Consider the following 21,050-nt stretch of genomic DNA (forward strand, 5'->3'; position numbering starts at 1 on the left):
CCTGAGTTCATTTGGCGCAATGACGAAGGTCTTTCACCATGTCTACAGCCGAAGCAGGACACAGCGATTTAAACTCGACTGAATTGGTGAGGAAACCCAAAATGACCTTGAGAGGCTTCGTCGCATTGCTAGTCGTCATCGGTTCCCGGATGACATTACAGATGAGCATACCCTGGCCCTGCCCGCTTTCTTCGCTTCGTAGAGTTGCTTGTCCGCAGCTTCTATCAACGCCTGGAATTCAAGGTCATCAGTGGGCGTCAATGTTGCGACGCCTAGAGAAATAGTCACCACATGATCGACATCAGAAGCAGAATGCTCGATACCCAGCGCCCGGATATGCTCTTGCATTTTTTCCGCAATTTGGACCGCTCCGCAAAGATCTGTATTGGGCAGAACGCAGGCAAACTCTTCGCCACCATACCGAGCGACCAGATCGTAGGGGCGTCTAACCGTTTCAGATAACGCTTGGGCAACAGATTTCAAGCAGCCATCTCCAGCCTGGTGCCCATATTGGTCGTTGTAGCGTTTGAAAAAGTCAACATCCACTAAAATGAGCGACAGCGGCTTTTGCTCTCGAAAGCACTGGCGCCAATCCGCCAATATGTCCTCATCGAATTTGCGTCGATTGGCCACTCCAGTAAGGCCATCCATCAACGCCATGGAGCGCAGCAGATCGTTCTGTAGCTTCAGGGTCAGATGTGTTCGCACACGTGCTCTAACAATGGTGGGATTGATCGGTTTGCTGATGAAGTCCACCGCGCCTAGCTCCAGACCTAGCACCTCATCTGACTCCTGCTGCTGTGCGGTAATGAAGATGATGGGGATGCCCTGGGTCGCAGGGTCAGCCTTGAGTCGACGGCATACTTCATGCCCGTCCATGCCCTCCATGACCACGTCCAGCAGAATCAGATCGGGTAGCTGGCTCCGACACAGGGTGATCGCCTGCTCACCGCTGGTGGCCATGAACACATCACAGTCCTCACGAAACAACTCATGGAGTACCCGGATATTAATCGGTTGGTCGTCAACAATGAGGAGTTTTGGACGGTTATGGGGATGTGGTAACCAGGTTTGCATCGATTGTTCCATCAGGCAGATCTCAACAGTTCACGACCAATCGGCATCGCAGCGGAAAAGTCTAGCGACTGCACCATGACAACCAGTTCATCGAACTGTGGGCGCAGGGATTGCGGCGTTTTTGACGCCAATGCGTCTGCCAGCTCTATGGCTTGAAGGTTACCAGCCTCCAGCAATAGCAAAATCTCTTTAAGGGATTCTTTCCATTGCGTCGGCTCCATTGTTTCCTTGCCTGCACTGATCTTTGCTCGTGGGCTCTGACCAAAGTCGACATTCATCTGCTCAAGGCTTTGTTGCAGTAACCTGCTCAATTCGTCAAACCATGTTGCGTCAGCAAAGATGCTCGCTACAGACTCAGCATCTGCGGATTTCAGCTTTTGCTCCAGGTCGCCGGCCAGCAGCGACATCGCCTTGGCACCCATGGTCCCGCTGCTGCCTTTAATTGTATGAAGCACGAAAGCCGCCCCCGATGCGTCTTGCCGCTGGATCTGATCGTGCAACCGGACAAGCTGTTTTTCTAGCTCGGGACCAAAGTTACGCAGCACGTTGCGGATCAAATCGAGGTCACCACCAAAGCGGCTAATGATCGATTCACGAGGCTCGATGACGCCTTCTCCTGCATTGGCTTGGCCCAGAGCTGGAGATGCCTGGCGATCCTCACGGCCCGCTTGAAAAAGCAATGTTGCGACGAGTTGTTCCAGATCTATGGGCTTGCCGACATGCTCATTCATCCCCGCAGCAAGACAGGCCTCACGGTCGGTATTGGAGGCATTTGCTGTCATCGCAACTATTGGCAGCGCTGCAAAACGTGGATCCGATCGTATGCGACGGGTCGCCTCCAAGCCATCTATATCCGGCATCTGGATATCCATCAACACCGCGTCGAACGGCACCATCTCAGATATCACCCTGCTCACACCTTCCAGCCCACCCTCAGCCAGCGTCACCTGAGCGCCTTCCCCTGTCAGTAACTCATCGGCAACCTGCCGATTAAGCATGTTGTCTTCCACCACCAATAGCCGCAGCCCGGCCAGACGCTGCGGCCTTTCAACTGTTGACTTGGACGGGAGTGACTGCGCAAGGCCTTTGCCGTTGAGTGCTCGCTGAACAGCGTCGGCTAACTGCTTGGGAGTAACAGGCTTGGTCAGAAACCCCACGAAGGGAGCGTCTCCCATCTCGTATGCGTCAGCCAGCACTTCACGGCCGTAAGCGGTAATCATAATGACCATTGGAGGAGGTACGCCGTTGCCCTGCTGACGGATCAATTGCGCAGCGCTCAGCCCATCCATATCGGACATCCGCCAGTCCATCAGTACCACGTCGTAGGCTTCGCCTCTCGCCTGGGCGTTCTTCACCCATTCCACTGCTTGCGTGCCGCCACACACGTGGTCGGCCTTCCACCCCAATGCATGAACCGTTCGCAACAGCAATTCACCCGCCATGGCGTTGTCGTCGACGACCAGTATCCGTATGGACGCATCGACTCCAGAGCTGTCAGATCTCAGCAGCGAATTCGGCGCTACATCCAGCGTGATATCGAACCAGAAGCGACTTCCCACACCCTGCTGGCTCTCCACCTGAAGTTCACCGCCCATCAAGCTGACCAACCGCTTACAGATCACCAAGCCCAGCCCGGTACCGCCAAAGCGGCGGGTGGTTGAAGCCTCGGCCTGAGTGAATCCTTCAAAAATGTGCTGAAGTTGCTCCGGGCTGATACCGATACCGGTATCAGAAACGGCGATGCGCAATTTCAAAGAGTTTTCCGTGCGCATCAGTTGCTCGACGCTGACCACGATCTGGCCTTCCATGGTGAACTTGAGGGCGTTACCCGCCAGGTTGATCAGCACCTGTTGCAGCCGCAGGCTATCGCCTATCAGGTCGTTGGGTAGATTGGAGTCCAGATCGAACATGACCTCGACCTCTTTCTGGCCCTGATTACCTGCCAGCACAACGGCGAGATCACGCATGAGCGGTTCGAGTTCGAACGGGTGCACATCCAGCTGTAGCTTGCCGGCCTCAATTTTGGAGTAATCAAGGATGTCATTGAGCAAACCCAGCAGTGATTTCGCAGCGGTCTGCGCTTTGGTCACATAGTCGAGTTGACGACCATTCAGGTCAGTGTTCTGCACCAACTGCAACATGCCCAGCACGGCGTTCATCGGCGTGCGTATTTCGTGGCTCATGTTGGCCAGGAACGACGATTTTGCCGCACTCGCGGTATCGGCCTGTTCCTTGGCGTACAGTAGATGTGATTCCAGCTCGCGCTGGGAGGTGATATCCCGATTGATACCCGTCACGCGCAGGGGCGTACCGCTGGGACTGCGTTCGACCTGCGCGCCTGCCTGTATGAAGCGGATCTGACCGTCCGGGTGAACGACACGGAAAACTGTGTCGTACACACCATTCCCCTCGACGGCGGCATTCAGCTTTGCAGCCGCCGCCACAGCATCCTCGGGGTGAATACGCGCGTACCAGTGTTTATAACTCAGACCAGTATTGCGCAACGTCAGTGACTGACCGTAGAACTCGAACATGCGGTCATTCCACTGCAAGTTATTGTCCGCCAACGTCCATGACCAAATGCCCAGTTCGGCTACCTCAGCAGCCATCACTAACTGGTCGTGCACCGCCATCAGTTCACTACGTTGTTTCTGCGTCGTCTCCAGGCTCGCAGCCAGCTCCTTTTCTGCCGCTTTCCGTTCGGTGATGTCTACCGCGATGCCCAGGTAGCCGCTCAATTTCCCATCGTCATCGCGCATGGAGGTGACCACCAGCGTGACAGGAAACCGCGAGCCGTCCTTACGTATGTAAGTCCACTCACGTGTTTCTGCGCCTTCAATCTCAGGTTTATGGGTAAACACATGGAAGCCGTCGATCGCCTGAGCGTACTCCTCGCTCAGTTCTACGCCACGAGCAGCAACTTCTTCGGGTACATGGATCAGCGCTGGTGTGTGTTTTCCCAGTAACTCATCGGCGTCATAACCCAACAAATGCTCGGCGCCTTTGTTAAATACACGGATAACACCATCGAGATCTGTCGCAATGATCGAGACCTCAGTGGCCGAGCGCAGCACAGTACCCAACAACAGATTGAGATGCCGCAACTCGGACGTTCGCTGCGCAACCTGCTCCTCCAGGTTGGAATTGAGTTCGAGAATTCGGGCCTCTGCTGCTTTTTTCGCCGAGATATCCCTTAACGTCTTGGAGGCTCCAACGACGCGACCACCCTCGCCATAAATGGGTGAGATGCTGGCGGAGACATCGATCAGCCGACTATCTTTACAGCGACGTTGGGTATCAAAGCCGGTGATACGCTCCCCCGCCCTTATGCGCGCAAGGATATGGGCTTCTTCAGCTACAAAATCCTCAGGAACAACCAGACTGACCAGCGTCTGGCCCACAGCCTCCTCGGCGGTATAGCCAAAAAGGTGCTCGGCTCCCTTGTTCCAGTTGGTCACGATGCCATCGAGTGTTTTTCCGATAATGCCATCGGCCGAACTTTCAACGATGGCGGCCAGCCTTGCCTGCTCGGCGAATATCTGCCGCCGGCGTTGACGGCTGACACTCACAACACCCGCCAGAGTAGCCAGAAGTAGAGTGAGCAAACCACCCATCAACAGAACCACCGTTGGTGAAACCTGATGCAGGCGCTGGATGAACAATGGATGCGCGCCGAGTTCAACTTGCCATCGCCTCCCGTATACCTCGCGCTCCACCTGGTGGGTCATTAGCGTTTCATGGCTGGCCGAGTCGTCGGTGCTTTCATAAAACAGCTTCTCTTGCCCAGGGACAGTGATATCCCTTAATCGCAGATGCACCGTCTCATTTTCTATGCGCAGGCCTCTGAGTACCTGCTCTGTCTGCAACACGACATAGCTCCAGCCAAACGCTGCGGCCTCGCGTTCAACAGCGGTCGCCGGAGTCTCTCCGCCGCGAAAGATGGGCATCAAAACCAGGAAAGACTGCTGCGGTTTCGCTGTGTCCTGTATCAAAGTGATGGGCCCGGTTATCCGTGCCACACCGCTCTGCATCGAAGATAGGGCAGCCTCCTGCCGCGATGTTTCCGAAGCTATGTCCAAGCCAATTACAGGCTGGTTACCCTCAACCGGTTCGACATACTGGACAACGTAACGCTCGCCTGAATGGGGTGAGAATTGACGAATGGAGAAATCAGCTTTGCCATCGGCCCGAGCGTATTTGAGAAACTCGCGTTCATCGCGCTCCGGTACACGCCTGATAAAGCCCAAGGCACTTGCGCCGGGGAACTCGGCAGCAAGGTCGCGCGTTTGGTGATATTGGTCAAAAACTTCGCGACTGATGCCATGCTCACCCGCTGTCAGCACAGCTCCACGAGCGCCTCGCAATCCGTATTGGTAAAGATTGAGGCGAGTTAAAACCAACTCTGCGGCTTCCTCGGTAGCCGCTGCGACCCTTTCTTGTGCCTGCTGCTCGTTGATGCGTTCAAGGATCCAGGCGCCTAGAATGCTTACCCCTACCCCCACCACCAGAGTGATCGCTGCTCCCCAGTTCAATGCAAAAAACCTTTGTTTTCTCACCCGCATTGCCCCATTACAGAAGGCCTTCAAGCCTTCACTATAAAAGTTCTAACCCTGTTGGGGGACCGTCTGCAACTTATCCGCATGCATAACATTAACCTTCAGCCCCGAGGATAAAAATGAGCATATTTGAGCGAAGGGTATAGGACGGCAATAAAGATAACCTTGCATGATCTGGCAGCCTTGCCTCAGAAGCGCATTGGCCTGTTCCTGAGTTTCTACGCCTTCGGCCACCAACTCAAGACCTAGCGCCTGGCCTAACTTTATGATCGCCTCAATGATCGCCGAATCGCTTTTATCGGTGAGCATATCTCGTACAAAGCTCTGATCTATTTTCAGAACATCAATTGGAAACCGCTTGAGATAAGCCAAGCTCGAATAACCTGTGCCAAAATCGTCGATCGAAATGCGGACCCCTAACGCCTTGAGATGAAAGAGGGTTTCGCGGGCGTTATCAATATCTCTTGCCAGCACTCCTTCGGTAATCTCCAACTCCAGGGATTCTGCTTCTAGTCCAGATTCGGCCAAGACGCCTTTCACCATGTCCAGGAAGGACTCCTCGCGAAATTGCACGACGGAGATATTAACGCTAATGGAAATGTCATGACCCAGTTCACGAAGCACTCTCGCGTCGTTACAGGCCTGGAGCAGAACGTATTTGCCAATCGGAATGATCAGCCCTGTTTCTTCCGCCAGTGGAATGAAATCGACAGGCGAAACCAAAACACCGTCATGATTGCGCCACCGGATGAGCGCCTCCAGCCCAATAACCTGGTTCTGCCGGGCATCGACCTTCGCCTGGTAAAAGACCTCAAAAACGCCATCTTCCAAAGCAGTGCGCATATGGCGCTCAAGCAGATGCCTGGCACGCATGCTGCTCTCGATATGCAGAGAAAAAAAACAATAGCGATTGCGACCTGAAAGTTTCGCCTGGTACATGGCCGAGTCGGCATGCCGGTAAAGTGACTCCAGATCGTCGCTATCCTCAGGGAACACACTAATACCGATGCTTGCGGAAAGGTCGTATCGGTTTGCCTGGATTGAAAATGGACTGGAGATTGTTGCGAGTACCCTTTCAGCGAAGTCGCCCACTGCGTCGAAACCTATCACCTCTGGCAGGAGGAGGATGAACTCGTCTCCTCCTTGCCTGCTGAGGGTATCCACTACGCGCAAAGATCGCGATAATCGCAATGCAACCTCTTGCAACACCAAATCGCCGACAGAGTGGCCCATCGAATCGTTGATCACTTTGAAGTTGTCCAGATCAAGCAGTAGCATCGCCACACGGCTATGGTTGCGACGGGCCTTTTGTAAAGCCTGCTCGGTACGATCCTGCAACAGTATTCGGTTGGGTAGTCCAGTTAATGCATCGTGATTGGCGAGCCTCTTGGCCTCATTTCGCAAGGCGATATGAGCCTTGATATGGGCTCTGGCAACTGGAATATTCAGCGGCTTTTGAATGAAGTCCACTCCGCCGCACTCGAGAGCGCGAAGCTCATCGTCTGTCTGCGTATGAGAGCTTACAAAAATGACCGCAGCGTCCAAAAGTTCCGGATCGGATTTCAGCGCCCGGCAGACCTCGAAGCCGCTCATTCCTGGCATTTCTATGTCGAGCAAAACCACATCGGGCCTGCATTGACGAGCAATCTCAAGCGCCTCCTGACCACTTCTGGCGACATAGACCTCGGCTAAATCTCGCACTGCGATGCTCAGAACTCTTAGGTCAGTGACCTGATCATCGACTATCAGGAGGACTGGTTTGAGGCCAAACGTCTTGTCGCGCATTCCATTGCTCCTTGCAAATCCCTTGCATTAATAACAAGCAATCCTAGACCAGCTTTTCTTCGGTGGGATGCCCGACCTGCAAGTCCCGAATATGTTCAGGCCAGGCCCGCTAACCGTTGAAGTCTTTCAAGGTCTGCTTCGGGTTCGCCATTGGTCATGGCTGCAGCAAGGCGCATGACCACTTGTTCGCGGCGCCTGCATGGGAGGCAAGGAGTAGATAGCACCTATCAATTCACGTAGTGCCATAGGCAGTCCCCAGCATGCTTTCAAGCGAACTGCAAAAGGGGCTGCGAAATCACGGACAGCGTGCAGGAGCACTTCTTGATTCACGGTATTCCCGTGGTTCTCCCATTTCTGTGTTTGGTACAGCAAAAGCTTAGATGGGCAATCTCTATGTAATTAGTCTCCTAACGGTACATCAAAAACAGCATGTGCATGAAGTGGCGACAAGAGAGTGTTTGAAAATCTCAAATGCGAAATTTTGCTGCGATTGCGCCGACTTTCAGATCGGTTTGCGGAACGGAATTGCGAGTGAAGGTGTCATTTGTATTAGACACCTTGGTGTCCCAACCCTATTGAGATAGAGAGATCGTTTTCATGAATAATATTATCTACATCGTCGGGGCAGTTGTGATCGTCCTAGTTATTCTGTCGTTTGTCGGTCTTGTATAGCCTCAGCTGCTGGGCACATTTCGACGAGGTACATGGACGTCGCTCCGTCTTAGATTTTGTACGCTGAAGAGAAGGCTCTCGAGTTCTCGCCGAGATCTTGCATTTCGCTCGATGATCGCGAATTTGATTTGGTCAATGGCATTGGGGGGATAGAACTATGACTGTTCCGCGGAGATGTTTGTCAGTTGATTCTTTTTGACGCCGATCATTCCCATTAACCTGGCAACTCGTCTCCGGCGTACACCCAGCGAAAAAGATCAAGCCCCGAGAAAAATACGGGGCTTGATGTATCACACGGCATCAGGATTTACGTCCGCCACCGGGGCTGTGTTCACCTCCTTTCCGGCCCGCCTCAGAAGCTTTTTCCCTGTCTTCTGCAAGGTTACCGCCGCGACCACTTCCCTGGCCACCGCTGGTCGCCTGATTTGCATCGCTAGACTGCCGTCCGCCTGAAGCCTGACCGCCTTTCTGGCCCGCCTCAGAGGCTTTTCCTTTGTCTTCGGCAAAGTTGCCACCGCGCCCGGCTCCCTGCCCGCCGCCAGACATACGATCAGCATCTTTTGACTGTTGTCCCCCTGAAGCCTGACCACCTTTTTGGCCCGCCTCAGAAGCTCGTTGTGGATCGTTAGCAAAATTGCCGCCTGATGCCTCTCCGCCTTTCTTGCCAGCTTCAGAGGCCTTATCCCGGTCATTGGCAAAGTTTCCGGGGGTTTTATTTCCGGTGTTAGCCATTTCTGTTCACCTCTTCCTTTCTCAGGGGCGAGCTCATGTGCTCGTCTCTAATTATAGGTCATGAAAAATCGAAAGCTTGAGCTGAAATGCCATCTCAGGACGAGCGGAATAGGGAAGATAGTTCCCCGCAAATTTGGCCTAATCGACTGGCGGCGGAAGTACCGCCGATCACCCTGCGCTTGGATTATTTTCAAAAGAGTCCAAATTTTTACTAGGATATAAATCCTCTTAAGTCCTCCGAGCGTCGTGCAGGGGAGGTAAGTCGATGACCGAACACATCGTCCATTTTCACTGCCAGATCGATCAGGGAACGACTGAGCGTTTCAGGGATGTTTGCCTCGAAGCCATCGACCAAGGTGCTACGTCGCTGTTACTAAATCTGTCCACCTGCGGTGGCAGCACCAATTTCGGCTTCACGCTCTATACCTTCCTGAAGTCATTGCCGGTGCCGCTTTGCGCGATTAATGCCGGCAACATCGAATCGATGGGCATCATCATGTTTTTGGCGGCAAGTCGTCGCATCACGTCGCCTCACGCGCGCTTCCTGATTCACCCGATGAACTGGTACTTCAGTCAAAAATCGGTCGACCATCAACGCTTGCGCGAGTACCTGTTGAGCCTCGACAACGACCTCGCGCGCTACGTGCAAATTTTCACACTCGAAACCGCTGACGCAACGACCAAACTCGATATTTTCCATTGCCTTTCAGCGGAAGAGAAGGTCATCGCTGCACACGAATCCCTGGCCTACGGTATTGCACATGAGATGAAGCAGATGGTATTTGCGGATGATGTCAAACACTGGAAAGTAAGTGGTGGATGAGGTCGAAGCTGTCGTCATGAGCAGACAACGTGAAAACGCCATAACGCATCCACACTCCTGTGTGTAGTGGTCTAATGAAACCGGACACCCATTTAGGCGAAAATGCTCGCCAAATCAAGGTGTCAGATGACCAAACAACGCCGTTCCTTTTCTGCTGAATTCAAACGCGAGGCTGCCAACCTCGCGCTCAAGCAAAACTATAGCTACATCGAAGCCAGCCGTTCACTCGGTGTGGGCGAGTCGGCACTATGTCGTTGGGTCGACCAGATTCAGCAGGAACGCCAAGGCGTCACCCCGCAAAGCAAAGCGCTGACACCGGAACAGCAGAAAATCCAGGAGCTGGGAGCTCGGATCGTTCGCCTTGAACGGGAAAAATCCATATTAAAAAAAGGCTACCGCGCTCTTGATGTCGGAAGATCACGAGCGTACGCGCTGATCAATCAGCTGAGCGTCCATGAGCCGATTGATTGGCTGTGCAAAGTGTTTGAGATCAATCGATCAATTTATTACGCCCACCGCCTCAAGCGCCGGATGCCTGATGTCGAACGGCTTCGGTTGCGCAGTCGGGTGTGCGTGCTTGTGCGATGGTTCTGGCAAATGACAGGCCAACCAGCTCACACCGGTAAGGCATGGTTCAGGACAGCGATGCGGGATGAGTACGGCGATACTTAGAATAAAACCGCCTTGGTGCCACAGTCGGCGCCTCGGCATCGAATCATGCACCGATCATGGGAGGGGGCGCGACTTTGAAGGCTGTTTGCACTGCCATACGCCACTCATGCAGTCAAACCGATCTTCCGCTCTGGGTCCAGGCTGTGTGAAAACACCTGCAATTGTCTAATCTTCTGATCGCCGAGATCTTAGCGGGGGTGGTCATGAAGCGATTTATTGAAGGTGAGGCTCGGACGCAAGTCACCTTGCTGCCGGAGTGTCTGGACGAGACGATTACGTAGCCGAAGAAAACCCAGTCCGCGTGGTCGATGTTTTTGTCGATGAACTCGACCTGGGCGCTCTTGGTTTTGAGGGCGTCGATCCTGCCGCAACGGGTCGTCCGGCCTACCACCCAGCGGTGTTGCTGAAGATCTATATCTACGGCTACCTCAATCGGATTCAGTCCAGCCGCCGGCTTGAACGTGAGGCCGAGCGCAACGTCGAGTCGATGTGGCTACGGGGCGTTTAGCTCCGGACTTCAAAACCATTGCCGACTTTCGCAAAGACAACGGCAAAGCCATTCGCCGCGTATGCCGCCAGTTCGTAGTTCTTTGCCGCAACCTCATTCTCTTCTCTCAGTCGATCATCGCCATCGACGGCAGCAAATTCAAAGCCGTCAATAATCGCGACCGCAACTTCACTCAGGGCAAGGTGAAGGCACGCATGCAGCAGAGGTCTTGTGACGGTTCATAATGGTCTGGGGCAAGATCAAAAGATCGCAGCCTTCGGCAGCTCCAGGTGCGATCTTTTAAGCTCGCCCCCCCCTTCACCGAGGACTAACTCGCGCAATGTATCAAGAAACAGCTTGAGCACCGGCGAGTCATCGTCCGCGCGGTAAGTGGCGTACAACGGCACTTCCGGCAATGCCGGTGTCAGGCGACGGAACACCAGCCCGGCTGGCGCCATCTGCTCAATGGACGCTGGCAACAGCGCCACACCGAAACCGGCCCGCACCAGGCTCAGCAGGGTTTGCACCTCGATCACCTCCTGACGAATCTGCGGAGTAAATCCGGACTTGATGCAGCACTGGTAGAGAAAATCGGCAAACCGCGACTGCTTGAGTTCCAACGCTACGAATGGTTCCTGCGCCAGGTCCGAAGGCGCCAGGCTTTCGCGTCGGGCCAACGGATGATCAACGGGCATCACCACGCGAATCGGCTCGTAGATCAGCAGTTCATTGCGCAACTGCGGATCGTCATAGCCGACCCGGAACACACAGGCATCGATGCGTTTCTCCTTCAACGCCATGACCTGTGCCGCCGGCGTCATTTCATGCAGGCGCCAGGACACCTGAGGATAGCGCTCGCGGAAGAGGTGTAAGGCCCGCGGCAGCACGCCCACCATCACCGAACTGATCATGCCGATTTCCAACTCGCCCAACTGGCCACGACCGGTCTGACGAGTCAGGTCTAGCGCGCGGTTCAGTTGTTCGAACACCAGCGGCGCTTGTTCCTTGAGCATCTGCCCGGCCGCCGTCAGTTCGACCCGGTGATGACTGCGCTCGAACAGCGGTGTACCCAGTTCCTCTTCCAGCAGACGAATCTGCTGGCTCAGCGGCGGTTGGCAAATGTGCAAACGCGTGGCAGCCCGGCCAAAATGCAGCTCTTCAGCAAGGGCCATGAAATACCGCAGCAATCGCAAGTCCATGACGGCTATCCCAGGGTCAGTGGCGTCGAGCGCTGGCGCACACCGGTCAAGCTGAACAGCGCATTGGCGATGGCCGGGACCACCGACGTGCTGCCCAGTTCACCGACACCTCCAGGTTTGCTCGGCTCGCCGTCCAGTACCAGAATATCTATCGCCGGCATGTCCGACATCCGGGGCACCCGGTAATCATGGAAGTTGCTCTGCACCACCCTGCCCTGTTTGATGTCCATGCGGTCGAACAGCGCGTGGCCGAGGCCCCACATCAAGCCGCCATAGATCTGCTCTTCGACACCGCCCGGCGACACCGCCAGGCCGCAATCGACCACGCAGGTGAGCTTATCGACCTTGATCACACCGTTTTTTTTCGAAAGTCTGGCGACCACCGCGATGAAGCTGGTGTAACCCTGATTGGTGGCGACCCCCAAGGCTGTCCCTTCCGGCAATGGCTGGCCCCAACCGGCACGTTCGGCGGCGTTCTTCAGCACCGCGACGTGCCGGGGCCGGCCTTGCATGTTGGCCAGGCGAAAGGCCAACGGATCCTGTCCCGAGCTGTGTGCCAATTCGTCCATGAAACTTTCGACGGCAAACACATTGGGAATGAAACTCACGGAGCGATACCAACCGCTGGGCACGTTGCTTTCGTGCCTGACCCAGACCAGGTCCAGATTCGCAGGACGATAAGCAAAGTCCCACGCGGTGATAGCCTCGGTCGTGCTGTAGTCCATGTGGTCGGGGCGTTCGAAATAGCCAGGTTCCCACTGTTCCGGCGAAGCCGGTGAGACAGCGTCAAGTTTCAACGCCGTGAGTTTGCCCTGAGCATCCAGCGCACCTTTGACTCGATGCAGAGTCGCCGGGTGCATGAACAGCGCACGCATTTCGTCTTCACGGCTGTTCATCAACTTGACTGGCACCTTGGCCTGCTGCGCCAGGTATGCCACTTCGAACAACCAGTACTTGGCCTCCCGCGCCCCGAAGCTGCCACCGGACACCAACTCGTTGATGGTGACCTTGTCCTTGGCGATCTTGCACACCGTTTGCGCAGCTTCCAGCGCCGAGGATGGCACCTGAACGCCGCCCCAGTAGGTGATGGCGTTATTCTTCACCTCGGCGGTGATGCAGATCGGTTCCAGCGGGTTCTGCACCTTGTACGGCATGAGGTAATCGGCTTCGAGCAGCTTCGCGGCTTTCGGCCACTGAGCGCTCACGTCACCTGCAACCATGGCGGACACCCGTTGTGCATTTTTGTCGTGGATGGCCGCCGCTTGCGCCGTCGCCAGTTGATCGCTGTCGAAACCGGCCAGGGGTGAATCGCTCCATTGCACCTTGAGCAACGCACGACCCTGTTGGGCTGCCCAGTAGTTGTCCGCGAGCACTGCGACGCCTTCCTGATTGCCGCCCAGCACATCAGGCCGGCCGGGAATCGTGATCACCTTACGCACACCCGGTACTTGCAACGCCGTACTGGAATCCACCGAGACAACCTTGGCGCCGACCACCGGCGTGCGCTGAATCACCGCCACCAGCATTTCTGGCAATTCCACGTCGATGCTGTACTTGAAGCGCCCGCACACCTTGGCCGCCGCATCGCGCTTGTGCCGCAGTTTGCCAATGTACTTGAACTGCGCGGGGTCCTTCAGAGTGACCTTGGCCGGTGCTGGCAATTTCGCGGCAACACTCACCAGCTCACCGTAACCCAGGCTGCGTTTGCTGGCGGAATGCACCACCCTGCCCTCTTCGGTTGTGCAACTGTCGGGACTGACTTTCCATTGCTTGGCCGCCGCAGTGATCAGCAGTGCGCGCGCCGTGGCACCGGCCATCCGCAGGCGATCGTATTCCAGCGAAACACTGGTGCTACCACCCGTCGAGAAGACTTTCCATATCGGGTGAATGTAGGTTTCAAAGAACGGATTTTCCGGCGATATCACCTGCACGGTCATCGGGTTGACGTCCAGTTCCTCGGCCACGCAAGCGGCCAATGCGGTGTGGGTGCCTGTGCCGGAATCGTGTTTGTGCACCACCAGTTTCACCGTGCCGTCGGGCAATACCCGAACCCAGGCGTTGGGCTCGAATTCACCTGCAGGCGCAGGCACTTTTGGATCCGTCGCCGCTAAGCCCGTGGGCAGATAAAACGCAATGGCCAGACCGGACGCAACGGTGGCGGCTTGCTTGAGAAAAATGCGGCGCGGCAGTTCGATCTGTGTGTCGTCGATAAACGTCATCACGCCTCCTTCGGCGCAGCAGCTGCGCGCTTGATGGCTTTATTGATTCGCCCGTAAGTGCCGCAGCGGCACACGTTGCCGGACATGGCGTTGCGGATCGAGTCATCGGTGACTGTCGCACCGGTATTGAGCAACGCGGCCGCGGACATGATCTGTCCGGATTGACAGTAACCACATTGCGGGACATCTTCGGCAACCCAGGCCAGTTGCAGCGGATGCTGTTCGGTGGGCGACAAGCCCTCGATGGTGGTGATGCTGTGCCCCGCCACGGCGGCGACCGGCAGTTGGCAGGAACGTACTGCGACACCGTCCAGGTGCACGGTACAGGCACCGCACAGGCCCATGCCGCAACCGAACTTGGTGCCGGTGAGTTTCAAGTGATCACGCAACACCCATAACAAGGGCATGGAGGGCGATGTCTCTACCAGCTCGTGTCGTTCGCCGTTTACCGTGAATTCGATCATTGTCAGGCTCCAAGAGAGCGGCCCGTCTTTGTGCAGGCCTGGTCGCCGATTATTGGGAGCCTGCGCAAAAACGGGCCAGCGACGATTTCTGCCATCCTGTGTAAGTAGGACTAACAGCATGTACAAGCGATACCCGTCGGTGCAGTCCATGAGTGCCTTTATCCAGGCTGCTCGCAGCGGAAGCTTCTCCAGCGCCGCGCGCAAGCTCGACCTGACCCACAGTGCTATCAGCCAGCAGATCCGCAGCCTGGAAGACTTCATTGGCCAGCCGCTGTTCGTACGCGAAGGCGGCGGCAGCAACCTGACCGATGCCGGGCAGTTGTTTGCCAGTGTGCTGTCCGACGGCCTCGCGCAGATCGACAGGGCGCTGTCCTCGGTGAAAAACCGCAGCATCGCGCAACGGTTGACCATCGATGTCGACAGTGAATTGGCGCATAGCTGGCTCAATCCACGGTTACCGGAACTGCTCGATTTATTGCCTGACCATGAAGTGGTGTTGCTGTCGATGCCGCGGTCGGATCGAAGTTCGTTCGAGCGGGTGGACCTGGCGTTGCGATACGGGTATGGCGATTGGGAAGACTGCGAGATGACGCAGATTTGTGGCGACAGCGTCCGGGCCGTCGCATCACCTGCGTTGCTGGCGCGATATGGTTTACAGGTACCCATTACTCCGGCGCAGGTGCTGGAATTGCCTTTGCTGGGGTACACGCGCAGGTCGTGGATCCCCTGGCTGGATGCCGCCGCAATGGCGCCGACTGAACCAGCGGCGCGAGTGGTTTTTGATAATGCCGCCAACCTGATTGCGGCCGCCGAAGCAGGGGTTGGCGCGGGACTGGTGCGCGGGTTGCTGGCAGCGGATGCATTGCGCTCGGGGCGCTTGGTGAAACTGAACGACGCGAAGATTGCGGCGCATTACAACCTCTATGCGGTGTGGCCGCCGGGACAGGCTGAGCGGGTGGCGCCGGTGGTTGAGGTGATCAAGCAGTTGGCTCAGCAAACACTGATCTGACGTCTTCGCGAGCAGGCTCGCTCCCACATTTGGAGCGCATTCCCCTGCGGGCTTCCTCGCGAAGAGGCCCGCGCACCCACCACAAATCCTGCCCCATATCGAACGCGTATCAACCCCTCGCCCAATTAATATTGTACGAACCCGATCCCCCCTTCCAATACTCCTCCCCAAGCAGCCAGCGTCCCGAGCCGGATGCGACCAGGCGAGGGAATGCGCAGCAGTGCGCATAGAAATGGCCGATTGCCCGGGACGTGGCTGCTGCGAACCGCAAGGTTCCCTTCCCCGCTATCAGGAGATCGACTTCAATGATCATCGATATCAGTTGCTATCCCACCGACCTGGTGGACCTCGCCTGGAGGCATGACGGTGACCCGTTCACCGGCGAGCGTCTGCTGGAGATGATGGATGGCCCGTACATGGTCAACGGCAAACCTCGCCGTATCGACAAAGCCTTCATCCAGCCGCCACAAGGCAACACCATTTACACCTGGACCGACGGCGACCTCAGCGGACGCGAATCCATCGATGCCTACATGGCTTACACGCTGAAGATGGTCCAGACCTACCCGGATCGCTTCATTGGCTGCTTCGTCTACAACCCGCGCTGCGGCGTGGAAAACGGTGTCGAGGCGATTGAGCGTTACGTCAAGGAACACGGCTTCAAGATGGTCCAGATGCAGGCCAACATGCACGCCTATCGCCCGGACCGTGCGCTGGACTGGGTACGTCCGGCCTTCGAGAAATGCGCCGAGCTGGGCATCCCGGTCAAACTGCACACCGGCGACGGGCCGTACAGCATCCCGTCGGAATGGGTGCCGATGATCAAGGAGTTCCCCAACGTCGATTTCATCATGGCGCACTTCGGGGTGCAGACCGGCGGCGTCTACGTGTTCGAACCGATGCAATGGGCGATGGAACTGCCCAACGTCTACTGCGAATCGGGCTGGTGCCTGCAATCGCGGATCGTCGAGTTCGCCAAGGTCCTGCCGACCCACAAAATCCTTTTCGGCACCGACACCCCTCCGAACGAGCCGGGCATGTGGCTGCGCCTGCTGGAAGTGCTCTGCCATGAGCCGCCGCAAGGTCTGAATCTCGATGAGGACACCCTCGAAGAATACCTGGGCAACAACACCGCACGGATGATCGGCCTCGAACCGACCCCGCCGCCACGTTCCGTGTCCGAAGCCGAGGCGCAGTTGAAGCGCCCTGTCACTACCCAACTGGCCAGGAGTTGAACCGATGATTATCGATACCCATCTGCACCCCACCAACCTGGTCGATGAGGCCTGGCGCCACACCGGCGAACCGTTTACCGGCGAGCGCATGCTCAAGCTGATGGACGGCCCGTACATGATCAATGGCAAACCGCGGCGCATCGACATGGGTTTCATCCAGCCGCCACCGGGCAACACCGGTTATCGCGACGGCAACCGGCGGGGCCGCGAAGGCGTGCGCGACTACATGTCGTACATCGCCGAGCTGTGCATGAAGTACCCGGATCGGTTCATTGGCAACTTCAACTTCAACCCGCGCTGGGGACCGGAAAACGGTGCGGCAGAGCTGGAGTTTCATATCAAGGAATACGGTTTCAAGATGCTCAAGCTGCACGCCAACATGCACGGCTATCGTCCCGACCGGGCACTGGACTGGCTGCGGCCGGCGATGAAAGTCTGCGCCAAGTACAACATCGTGGTGCTGATCCACACGGGTGACGGTCCGTACACCATCCCGACGATGTTCTACCCGATCATCCGCGAATTCCCGATGGTCAACTTCATCATCGGTCACTTCGGCATCCAGACCGGCGGCAACTACTCGTTCGAAGCGTTCTGGATGGCCATGGACACGCCGAACGTGTACTGCGAATCCGGCTGGTGCTTCCAGTCGCGGATTGTCGAGTTCGCCAAGGATCTGCCGCGCAACAAGATCGTCTTCGGCACCGACTCGCCGCCGAACGAACCGGGCATGTGGTTGCGGGAACTGGAAGTGCTGTGTTCGCCAGCGCCGCAAGGCCTGGGGATTGATGAGGATCACCTTGAGGATTACCTGGGCAACAACATTGCCCGGTTGTGCGGCATCGAACCGACACCGCCACCCAAGGATCTGATCGAGGCGGACATTCGTCTGACCACGACCTACCTCTAAGCGTTTTAAAACCAGAGCAAAGCGACTTTACAGGCGTACAGATGAGCCCGGCGTTCGATCGACCGGCAGGCCAACGGCTTGTCGATCAAACGTCGCCCTCAGCCCTGCGCGCCTGCTTTTTACGAGGTGAAACCATGACCCTCTCTACGCTCGGCGATACCCAGGATTTTCACGATTTTATCGACGCCTATCGCCGGCAGTACCCGGACGATGTGCTCACCGTCCACGAATCTCTTTCCGCCGATCAGGACGTCACCGCCCTGGTCGATGCCCTAGCCACCCAGGGCCGCGACCCGCTGCTGATCTGCGAAAAAGTCGGCAACCTCGGTGTGCCGGTGGCGACCAACCTGTTCGCCTCCCGAACCCGCATCGCACGTATCTTCGGTGTCACCCCGGAGCAGTTGCACGAAACCTTTCAGACCCGCGCCAATCATCCGATCGCGCCCCGCTACGTCGAAACCGGTCCGGTGCTGGACGAGATCTTCGAAGGCGAAGCTGTGGACCTGGCACTGTTGCCGATGCTCAAGCACTTCGACAGTGACCGTGGCCCGTACATCACCAACGCGATCATCATCGCCGAAGACCCGGTCACCGGAATTGCCAACATGAGCTATCACCGCTCAATGCGCCATGCCCGACAGACCCTTGCCACCAGCTTGCATTCGCGCGGTCACTTGTGGCGCATGCTGCAAACCGCTCGTGAGCGCGGTGAAGAATTGCGCGTGGCCATGGTGGTCGGCGCCCATCCGCTGTTTATGCTTGCCGCAGCAGCACGTTTGCCGTTCGGCAGCGATGAACGCGCAGTGGCAGGTGGCCTGTTTGGTGCCCCATTGGAACTGGTCAAGACCCCGCTTTATGGCATCGGCGTACCGGCCTATGCCGAGTTTGTACTGGAAGGCGCCATCGATCCGGCGGCCTATGCCGAGGAAGGTCCGTTCGGCGAGTTCAGCGGCTATTCCTCAGACCGTTCAACCAATAACGTGCTGCGCATCGACACCCTCATGCGGCGCAAGGACGCTTGGCTGGTGGACGTGGTCGGCGGACGGTACGCCGAACACCTGACCCTGGCGCGCCTGCCACGGGAAGCGGAAATGAGCGAGAAACTCAAGGCCCGCTTCCCCGCCGTCACCGCCGTGCACTACCCCAACTCCGGCACGCACTTTCATTGCTACGTGGCGCTGGATCAAACCCGCGACGGCGAAGCGCGGCAGGTCATGCTCGCCCTGCTCGGCTGGGACCCGTACCTGAAAACCGTGATCGCGGTGGACAGCGACATTGACATCAGCGACGACAGCCAGGTGCTGTGGGCACTGGCCACACACTTTCAGCCGCATCAGGATATTTTCGTCATCGACGGTTTACCCGGCAGTCCGCTCGATCCGTCGTCCTCGGTCAACGGCACCACCTCGCGCATGGGCCTGGATGCCACGCGCGGTTCGGGATTCGACGGGATCAAGGCGCAGCTGGATCAGGACGTGGTCGAGCGTGCGCGCAATCTGCTCAAGAGCTATCAATCGTGAACCGCCAGCGCATGGTGGTCGGCATCAGCGGCGCGTCCGGCTTCATTTACGGCGTGCGCTTGCTGGAGTTGCTGGCTGAACTGAACATCGAAAGCCATCTGATCATCAGCCGGGCCGCGCTGCTGACCATGGCCCATGAAACCGACTACAAACTGGCGGACGTCACCGCGCTGGCCAGCCACTACCACCGCGCCGACGACGTGGCTGCCGGAATCGCCAGCGGTTCGTTTCGCTGCCTGGGCATGGTGGTCGCGCCGTGCTCCATGCGCACGTTGGCGGAGATCGCCACCGGCTCTTCCTCGGGGCTGATCGGCCGCGCTGCCGACGTCACATTGAAAGAGCGCCGCACCTTGGTGTTGATGGCCCGGGAAACGCCGCTGACCCTCGCCCACCTGCGCAACATGACCACCGTCACCGAAATGGGCGGGATCATCGCCCCCCCGGTGCCGGCCTTCTACGCCCGCCCGCAAAACCTTTCGCAAATGGTCGATCACAGCCTCGGCCGTGTTCTCGACCTGTTCGGCCTCGACGCCGGGACCGCGCTGCGCTGGGGTGAACCCGGCCCATCGGCCACCGGCCATTTCGCAACAACCAAGGAGCTCGCATGAACAGCCCATTCAACGCCCCTACCCCGAACCGCAAAATTCCGGTGACCATCCTTACCGGTTTCCTCGGCGCCGGCAAAACAACCCTGCTGAACTACATCCTCCGGGAAAACCACGGCCGCAAGATTGCCGTGATCGAAAACGAATTCGGCGAAGTCGGCATCGACGGCGACCTGGTGCTCAGCTCTGAGACCGAAGAAATCTACGAGATGGTTAACGGCTGCGTGTGCTGCACCGCCGAGGTTCGAGAGGACCTGGTGCGCATTGTCCGCGAACTGGTGGCGCGCCCGGTGCGGCTGGATCACATCTTGATCGAAACCAGTGGCTTGGCCGATCCGTATCCGGTGGCCCAGAGCTTTTTCATCAACGACCCGATTGCCGATGAAGTGGAACTGGACGCCATTGTGACCATGGTCGACGCCAAGCACATCGCCCAGCATCTGGAGGATTTGCAACTGGATGGCGTGGACAATCAGGCGGTGGATCAAATTGTCTGCGCCGACCGCATCGTCATCAACAAGGTCGATCTGGTGAGCGAGGACGACGTGGCAGCGCTGCGGGGCAAGATTCGCGGGTTGAACGCCACGGCGGATCTGGTGACCTCCAGCTACGCCGAGATCGACCTGTCGAAGATTCTCGGCATCGGTGCGTTCGAGTCGACGCAAAAGCTGATGGAAATCGGCTCTGAGCACGATCACCACGCTGACGAACACCACCATGATCTGGATCATGACCACGATCCGAGCGTGTCGTCAGTCGGCATCGCCGTGGACGGCGCCGTGAATCTGCTCGCCTTCCACCAGTGGATCAGCGAGTTGCGCGATGAGCAGGCCGACAACCTCTACCGCATGAAAGGTGTGCTGGCCGTCGCGGATCAGGATCAGCGTTACGTGCTGCAGGGCGTTCACAGCCTGGTCGAGTTCCGTGCCTCCACCTCATGGGGCACGGAACCACGCTCCAGCAAGATTGTGTTCATCGGCCGCGACCTGGACCGCGCGGCGTTGAACCAAGGCTTTGCCGCCTGCCTGGCAGGCTGAAAAAACGGCATCGGAGCCGGTGGATGGCGGCTCCGGGCACACAGAACG

At 57.2% G+C, this 21,050-nt stretch carries 14 protein-coding genes and 2 pseudogenes; 9 read left to right on the top strand and 7 right to left on the bottom strand.

The window, feature by feature from the left end:
- Positions 1-135 precede the first annotated feature (135 nt).
- The 4 genes from ACIQU2_RS06160 to ACIQU2_RS06175 all read right to left on the bottom strand — a co-directional run bounded on the left by ACIQU2_RS06160 (position 136) and on the right by ACIQU2_RS06175 (position 8,822).
- Entirely contained in the window at positions 136-1,089 is a 954-nt protein-coding gene (locus ACIQU2_RS06160) for a PleD family two-component system response regulator (RefSeq protein ID WP_347804936.1), read from the bottom strand.
- Complete coding sequence (locus ACIQU2_RS06165; RefSeq protein WP_403139784.1) at positions 1,089-5,639, bottom strand: PAS domain S-box protein; 4,551 nt, start codon at positions 5,637-5,639, stop codon at positions 1,089-1,091. The genes ACIQU2_RS06160 and ACIQU2_RS06165 overlap by 1 nt, the downstream gene beginning before the upstream one ends.
- A 42-nt stretch (positions 5,640-5,681) precedes the next feature.
- Positions 5,682-7,418 (bottom strand): putative bifunctional diguanylate cyclase/phosphodiesterase, encoded by a 1,737-nt coding sequence (locus ACIQU2_RS06170; protein WP_403139409.1) that lies wholly within the window; start codon positions 7,416-7,418, stop codon positions 5,682-5,684.
- Between the two features lie 972 nt (positions 7,419-8,390).
- Entirely contained in the window at positions 8,391-8,822 is a 432-nt protein-coding gene (locus ACIQU2_RS06175; protein WP_403139411.1) for a general stress protein, read from the bottom strand.
- Between the two features lie 265 nt (positions 8,823-9,087).
- On the opposite strand from ACIQU2_RS06175, the gene ACIQU2_RS06180 reads away from it, so the two are divergent.
- The 3 genes and pseudogenes from ACIQU2_RS06180 to ACIQU2_RS06190 form a co-directional block, all read left to right on the top strand.
- Positions 9,088-9,645: an ATP-dependent Clp protease proteolytic subunit gene (locus ACIQU2_RS06180; protein WP_347804934.1), complete on the top strand. Its 558-nt coding sequence runs from the start codon at positions 9,088-9,090 to the stop codon at positions 9,643-9,645.
- 126 nt (positions 9,646-9,771) lie between these two features.
- Positions 9,772-10,215 (top strand): annotated as a pseudogene (locus tag ACIQU2_RS06185) (transposase); the annotation flags it as partial.
- Positions 10,216-10,520: 305 nt separating this feature from the next.
- A pseudogene (locus tag ACIQU2_RS06190) lies at positions 10,521-11,028 on the top strand (transposase); the annotation flags it as partial.
- 36 nt (positions 11,029-11,064) lie between these two features.
- Here the strand turns inward: ACIQU2_RS06190 and ACIQU2_RS06195 are convergent.
- Genes ACIQU2_RS06195 through ACIQU2_RS06205 form a run of 3 tightly spaced genes read right to left on the bottom strand, consistent with a single transcriptional unit; the run spans position 11,065 to position 14,686 of the window.
- Complete coding sequence (locus ACIQU2_RS06195) at positions 11,065-12,003, bottom strand: LysR substrate-binding domain-containing protein (RefSeq protein ID WP_403139413.1); 939 nt, start codon at positions 12,001-12,003, stop codon at positions 11,065-11,067.
- 5 nt (positions 12,004-12,008) lie between these two features.
- Entirely contained in the window at positions 12,009-14,222 is a 2,214-nt protein-coding gene (locus ACIQU2_RS06200) for a molybdopterin cofactor-binding domain-containing protein (RefSeq protein WP_403139414.1), read from the bottom strand.
- Complete coding sequence (locus ACIQU2_RS06205; protein ID WP_403139416.1) at positions 14,222-14,686, bottom strand: (2Fe-2S)-binding protein; 465 nt, start codon at positions 14,684-14,686, stop codon at positions 14,222-14,224. Before ACIQU2_RS06205 ends, ACIQU2_RS06200 begins: the two co-directional genes overlap by 1 nt.
- Positions 14,687-14,804: 118 nt before the next feature.
- Between ACIQU2_RS06205 and ACIQU2_RS06210 the strand changes: the two genes are divergently transcribed.
- The 6 genes from ACIQU2_RS06210 (at position 14,805) to ACIQU2_RS06235 (ending at position 21,002) form a co-directional block, all read left to right on the top strand.
- A complete protein-coding gene (locus ACIQU2_RS06210) occupies positions 14,805-15,695 on the top strand; it encodes a LysR substrate-binding domain-containing protein (RefSeq protein ID WP_347804930.1) in 891 nt (296 codons plus the stop codon).
- Between the two features lie 305 nt (positions 15,696-16,000).
- Positions 16,001-16,930: an amidohydrolase family protein gene (locus ACIQU2_RS06215; protein ID WP_150732737.1), complete on the top strand. Its 930-nt coding sequence runs from the start codon at positions 16,001-16,003 to the stop codon at positions 16,928-16,930.
- Between the two features lie 4 nt (positions 16,931-16,934).
- Complete coding sequence (locus ACIQU2_RS06220) at positions 16,935-17,840, top strand: amidohydrolase family protein (protein ID WP_133102824.1); 906 nt, start codon at positions 16,935-16,937, stop codon at positions 17,838-17,840.
- A gap of 134 nt (positions 17,841-17,974) precedes the next feature.
- Positions 17,975-19,360 (top strand): UbiD family decarboxylase, encoded by a 1,386-nt coding sequence (locus ACIQU2_RS06225; protein ID WP_403139420.1) that lies wholly within the window; start codon positions 17,975-17,977, stop codon positions 19,358-19,360.
- Between the two features lie 11 nt (positions 19,361-19,371).
- Positions 19,372-19,968, top strand: coding sequence for a UbiX family flavin prenyltransferase (locus ACIQU2_RS06230; protein WP_403139786.1), 597 nt, complete (start codon positions 19,372-19,374; stop codon positions 19,966-19,968).
- Entirely contained in the window at positions 19,965-21,002 is a 1,038-nt protein-coding gene (locus tag ACIQU2_RS06235; protein ID WP_403139422.1) for a CobW family GTP-binding protein, read from the top strand. Before ACIQU2_RS06230 ends, ACIQU2_RS06235 begins: the two co-directional genes overlap by 4 nt.
- Positions 21,003-21,050 lie beyond the last annotated feature (48 nt).

This window comes from Pseudomonas sp. NPDC098740 (genome assembly GCF_044760065.1).
GTDB lineage: Bacteria > Pseudomonadota > Gammaproteobacteria > Pseudomonadales > Pseudomonadaceae > Aquipseudomonas > Aquipseudomonas rossensis.

Bases quoted from the DNA above. Each gene is read 5' to 3' on its own strand.
- ACIQU2_RS06235 (WP_403139422.1), top strand. From the start codon at position 19,965: ATGAACAGCCCATTCAACGCCCCTACCCCGAACCGCAAAATTCCGGTG.
- ACIQU2_RS06225 (WP_403139420.1), top strand. From the start codon at position 17,975: ATGACCCTCTCTACGCTCGGCGATACCCAGGATTTTCACGATTTTATC.
- ACIQU2_RS06165 (WP_403139784.1), bottom strand. From the start codon at position 5,639: ATGCGGGTGAGAAAACAAAGGTTTTTTGCATTGAACTGGGGAGCAGCG.
- ACIQU2_RS06170 (WP_403139409.1), bottom strand. From the start codon at position 7,418: ATGCGCGACAAGACGTTTGGCCTCAAACCAGTCCTCCTGATAGTCGAT.
- ACIQU2_RS06200 (WP_403139414.1), bottom strand. From the start codon at position 14,222: ATGACGTTTATCGACGACACACAGATCGAACTGCCGCGCCGCATTTTT.
- ACIQU2_RS06230 (WP_403139786.1), top strand. From the start codon at position 19,372: ATGGTGGTCGGCATCAGCGGCGCGTCCGGCTTCATTTACGGCGTGCGC.
- ACIQU2_RS06180 (WP_347804934.1), top strand. From the start codon at position 9,088: ATGACCGAACACATCGTCCATTTTCACTGCCAGATCGATCAGGGAACG.
- ACIQU2_RS06215 (WP_150732737.1), top strand. From the start codon at position 16,001: ATGATCATCGATATCAGTTGCTATCCCACCGACCTGGTGGACCTCGCC.
- ACIQU2_RS06220 (WP_133102824.1), top strand. From the start codon at position 16,935: ATGATTATCGATACCCATCTGCACCCCACCAACCTGGTCGATGAGGCC.
- ACIQU2_RS06210 (WP_347804930.1), top strand. From the start codon at position 14,805: ATGTACAAGCGATACCCGTCGGTGCAGTCCATGAGTGCCTTTATCCAG.
- ACIQU2_RS06175 (WP_403139411.1), bottom strand. From the start codon at position 8,822: ATGGCTAACACCGGAAATAAAACCCCCGGAAACTTTGCCAATGACCGG.
- ACIQU2_RS06205 (WP_403139416.1), bottom strand. From the start codon at position 14,686: ATGATCGAATTCACGGTAAACGGCGAACGACACGAGCTGGTAGAGACA.
- ACIQU2_RS06195 (WP_403139413.1), bottom strand. From the start codon at position 12,003: ATGGACTTGCGATTGCTGCGGTATTTCATGGCCCTTGCTGAAGAGCTG.
- ACIQU2_RS06160 (WP_347804936.1), bottom strand. From the start codon at position 1,089: ATGGAACAATCGATGCAAACCTGGTTACCACATCCCCATAACCGTCCA.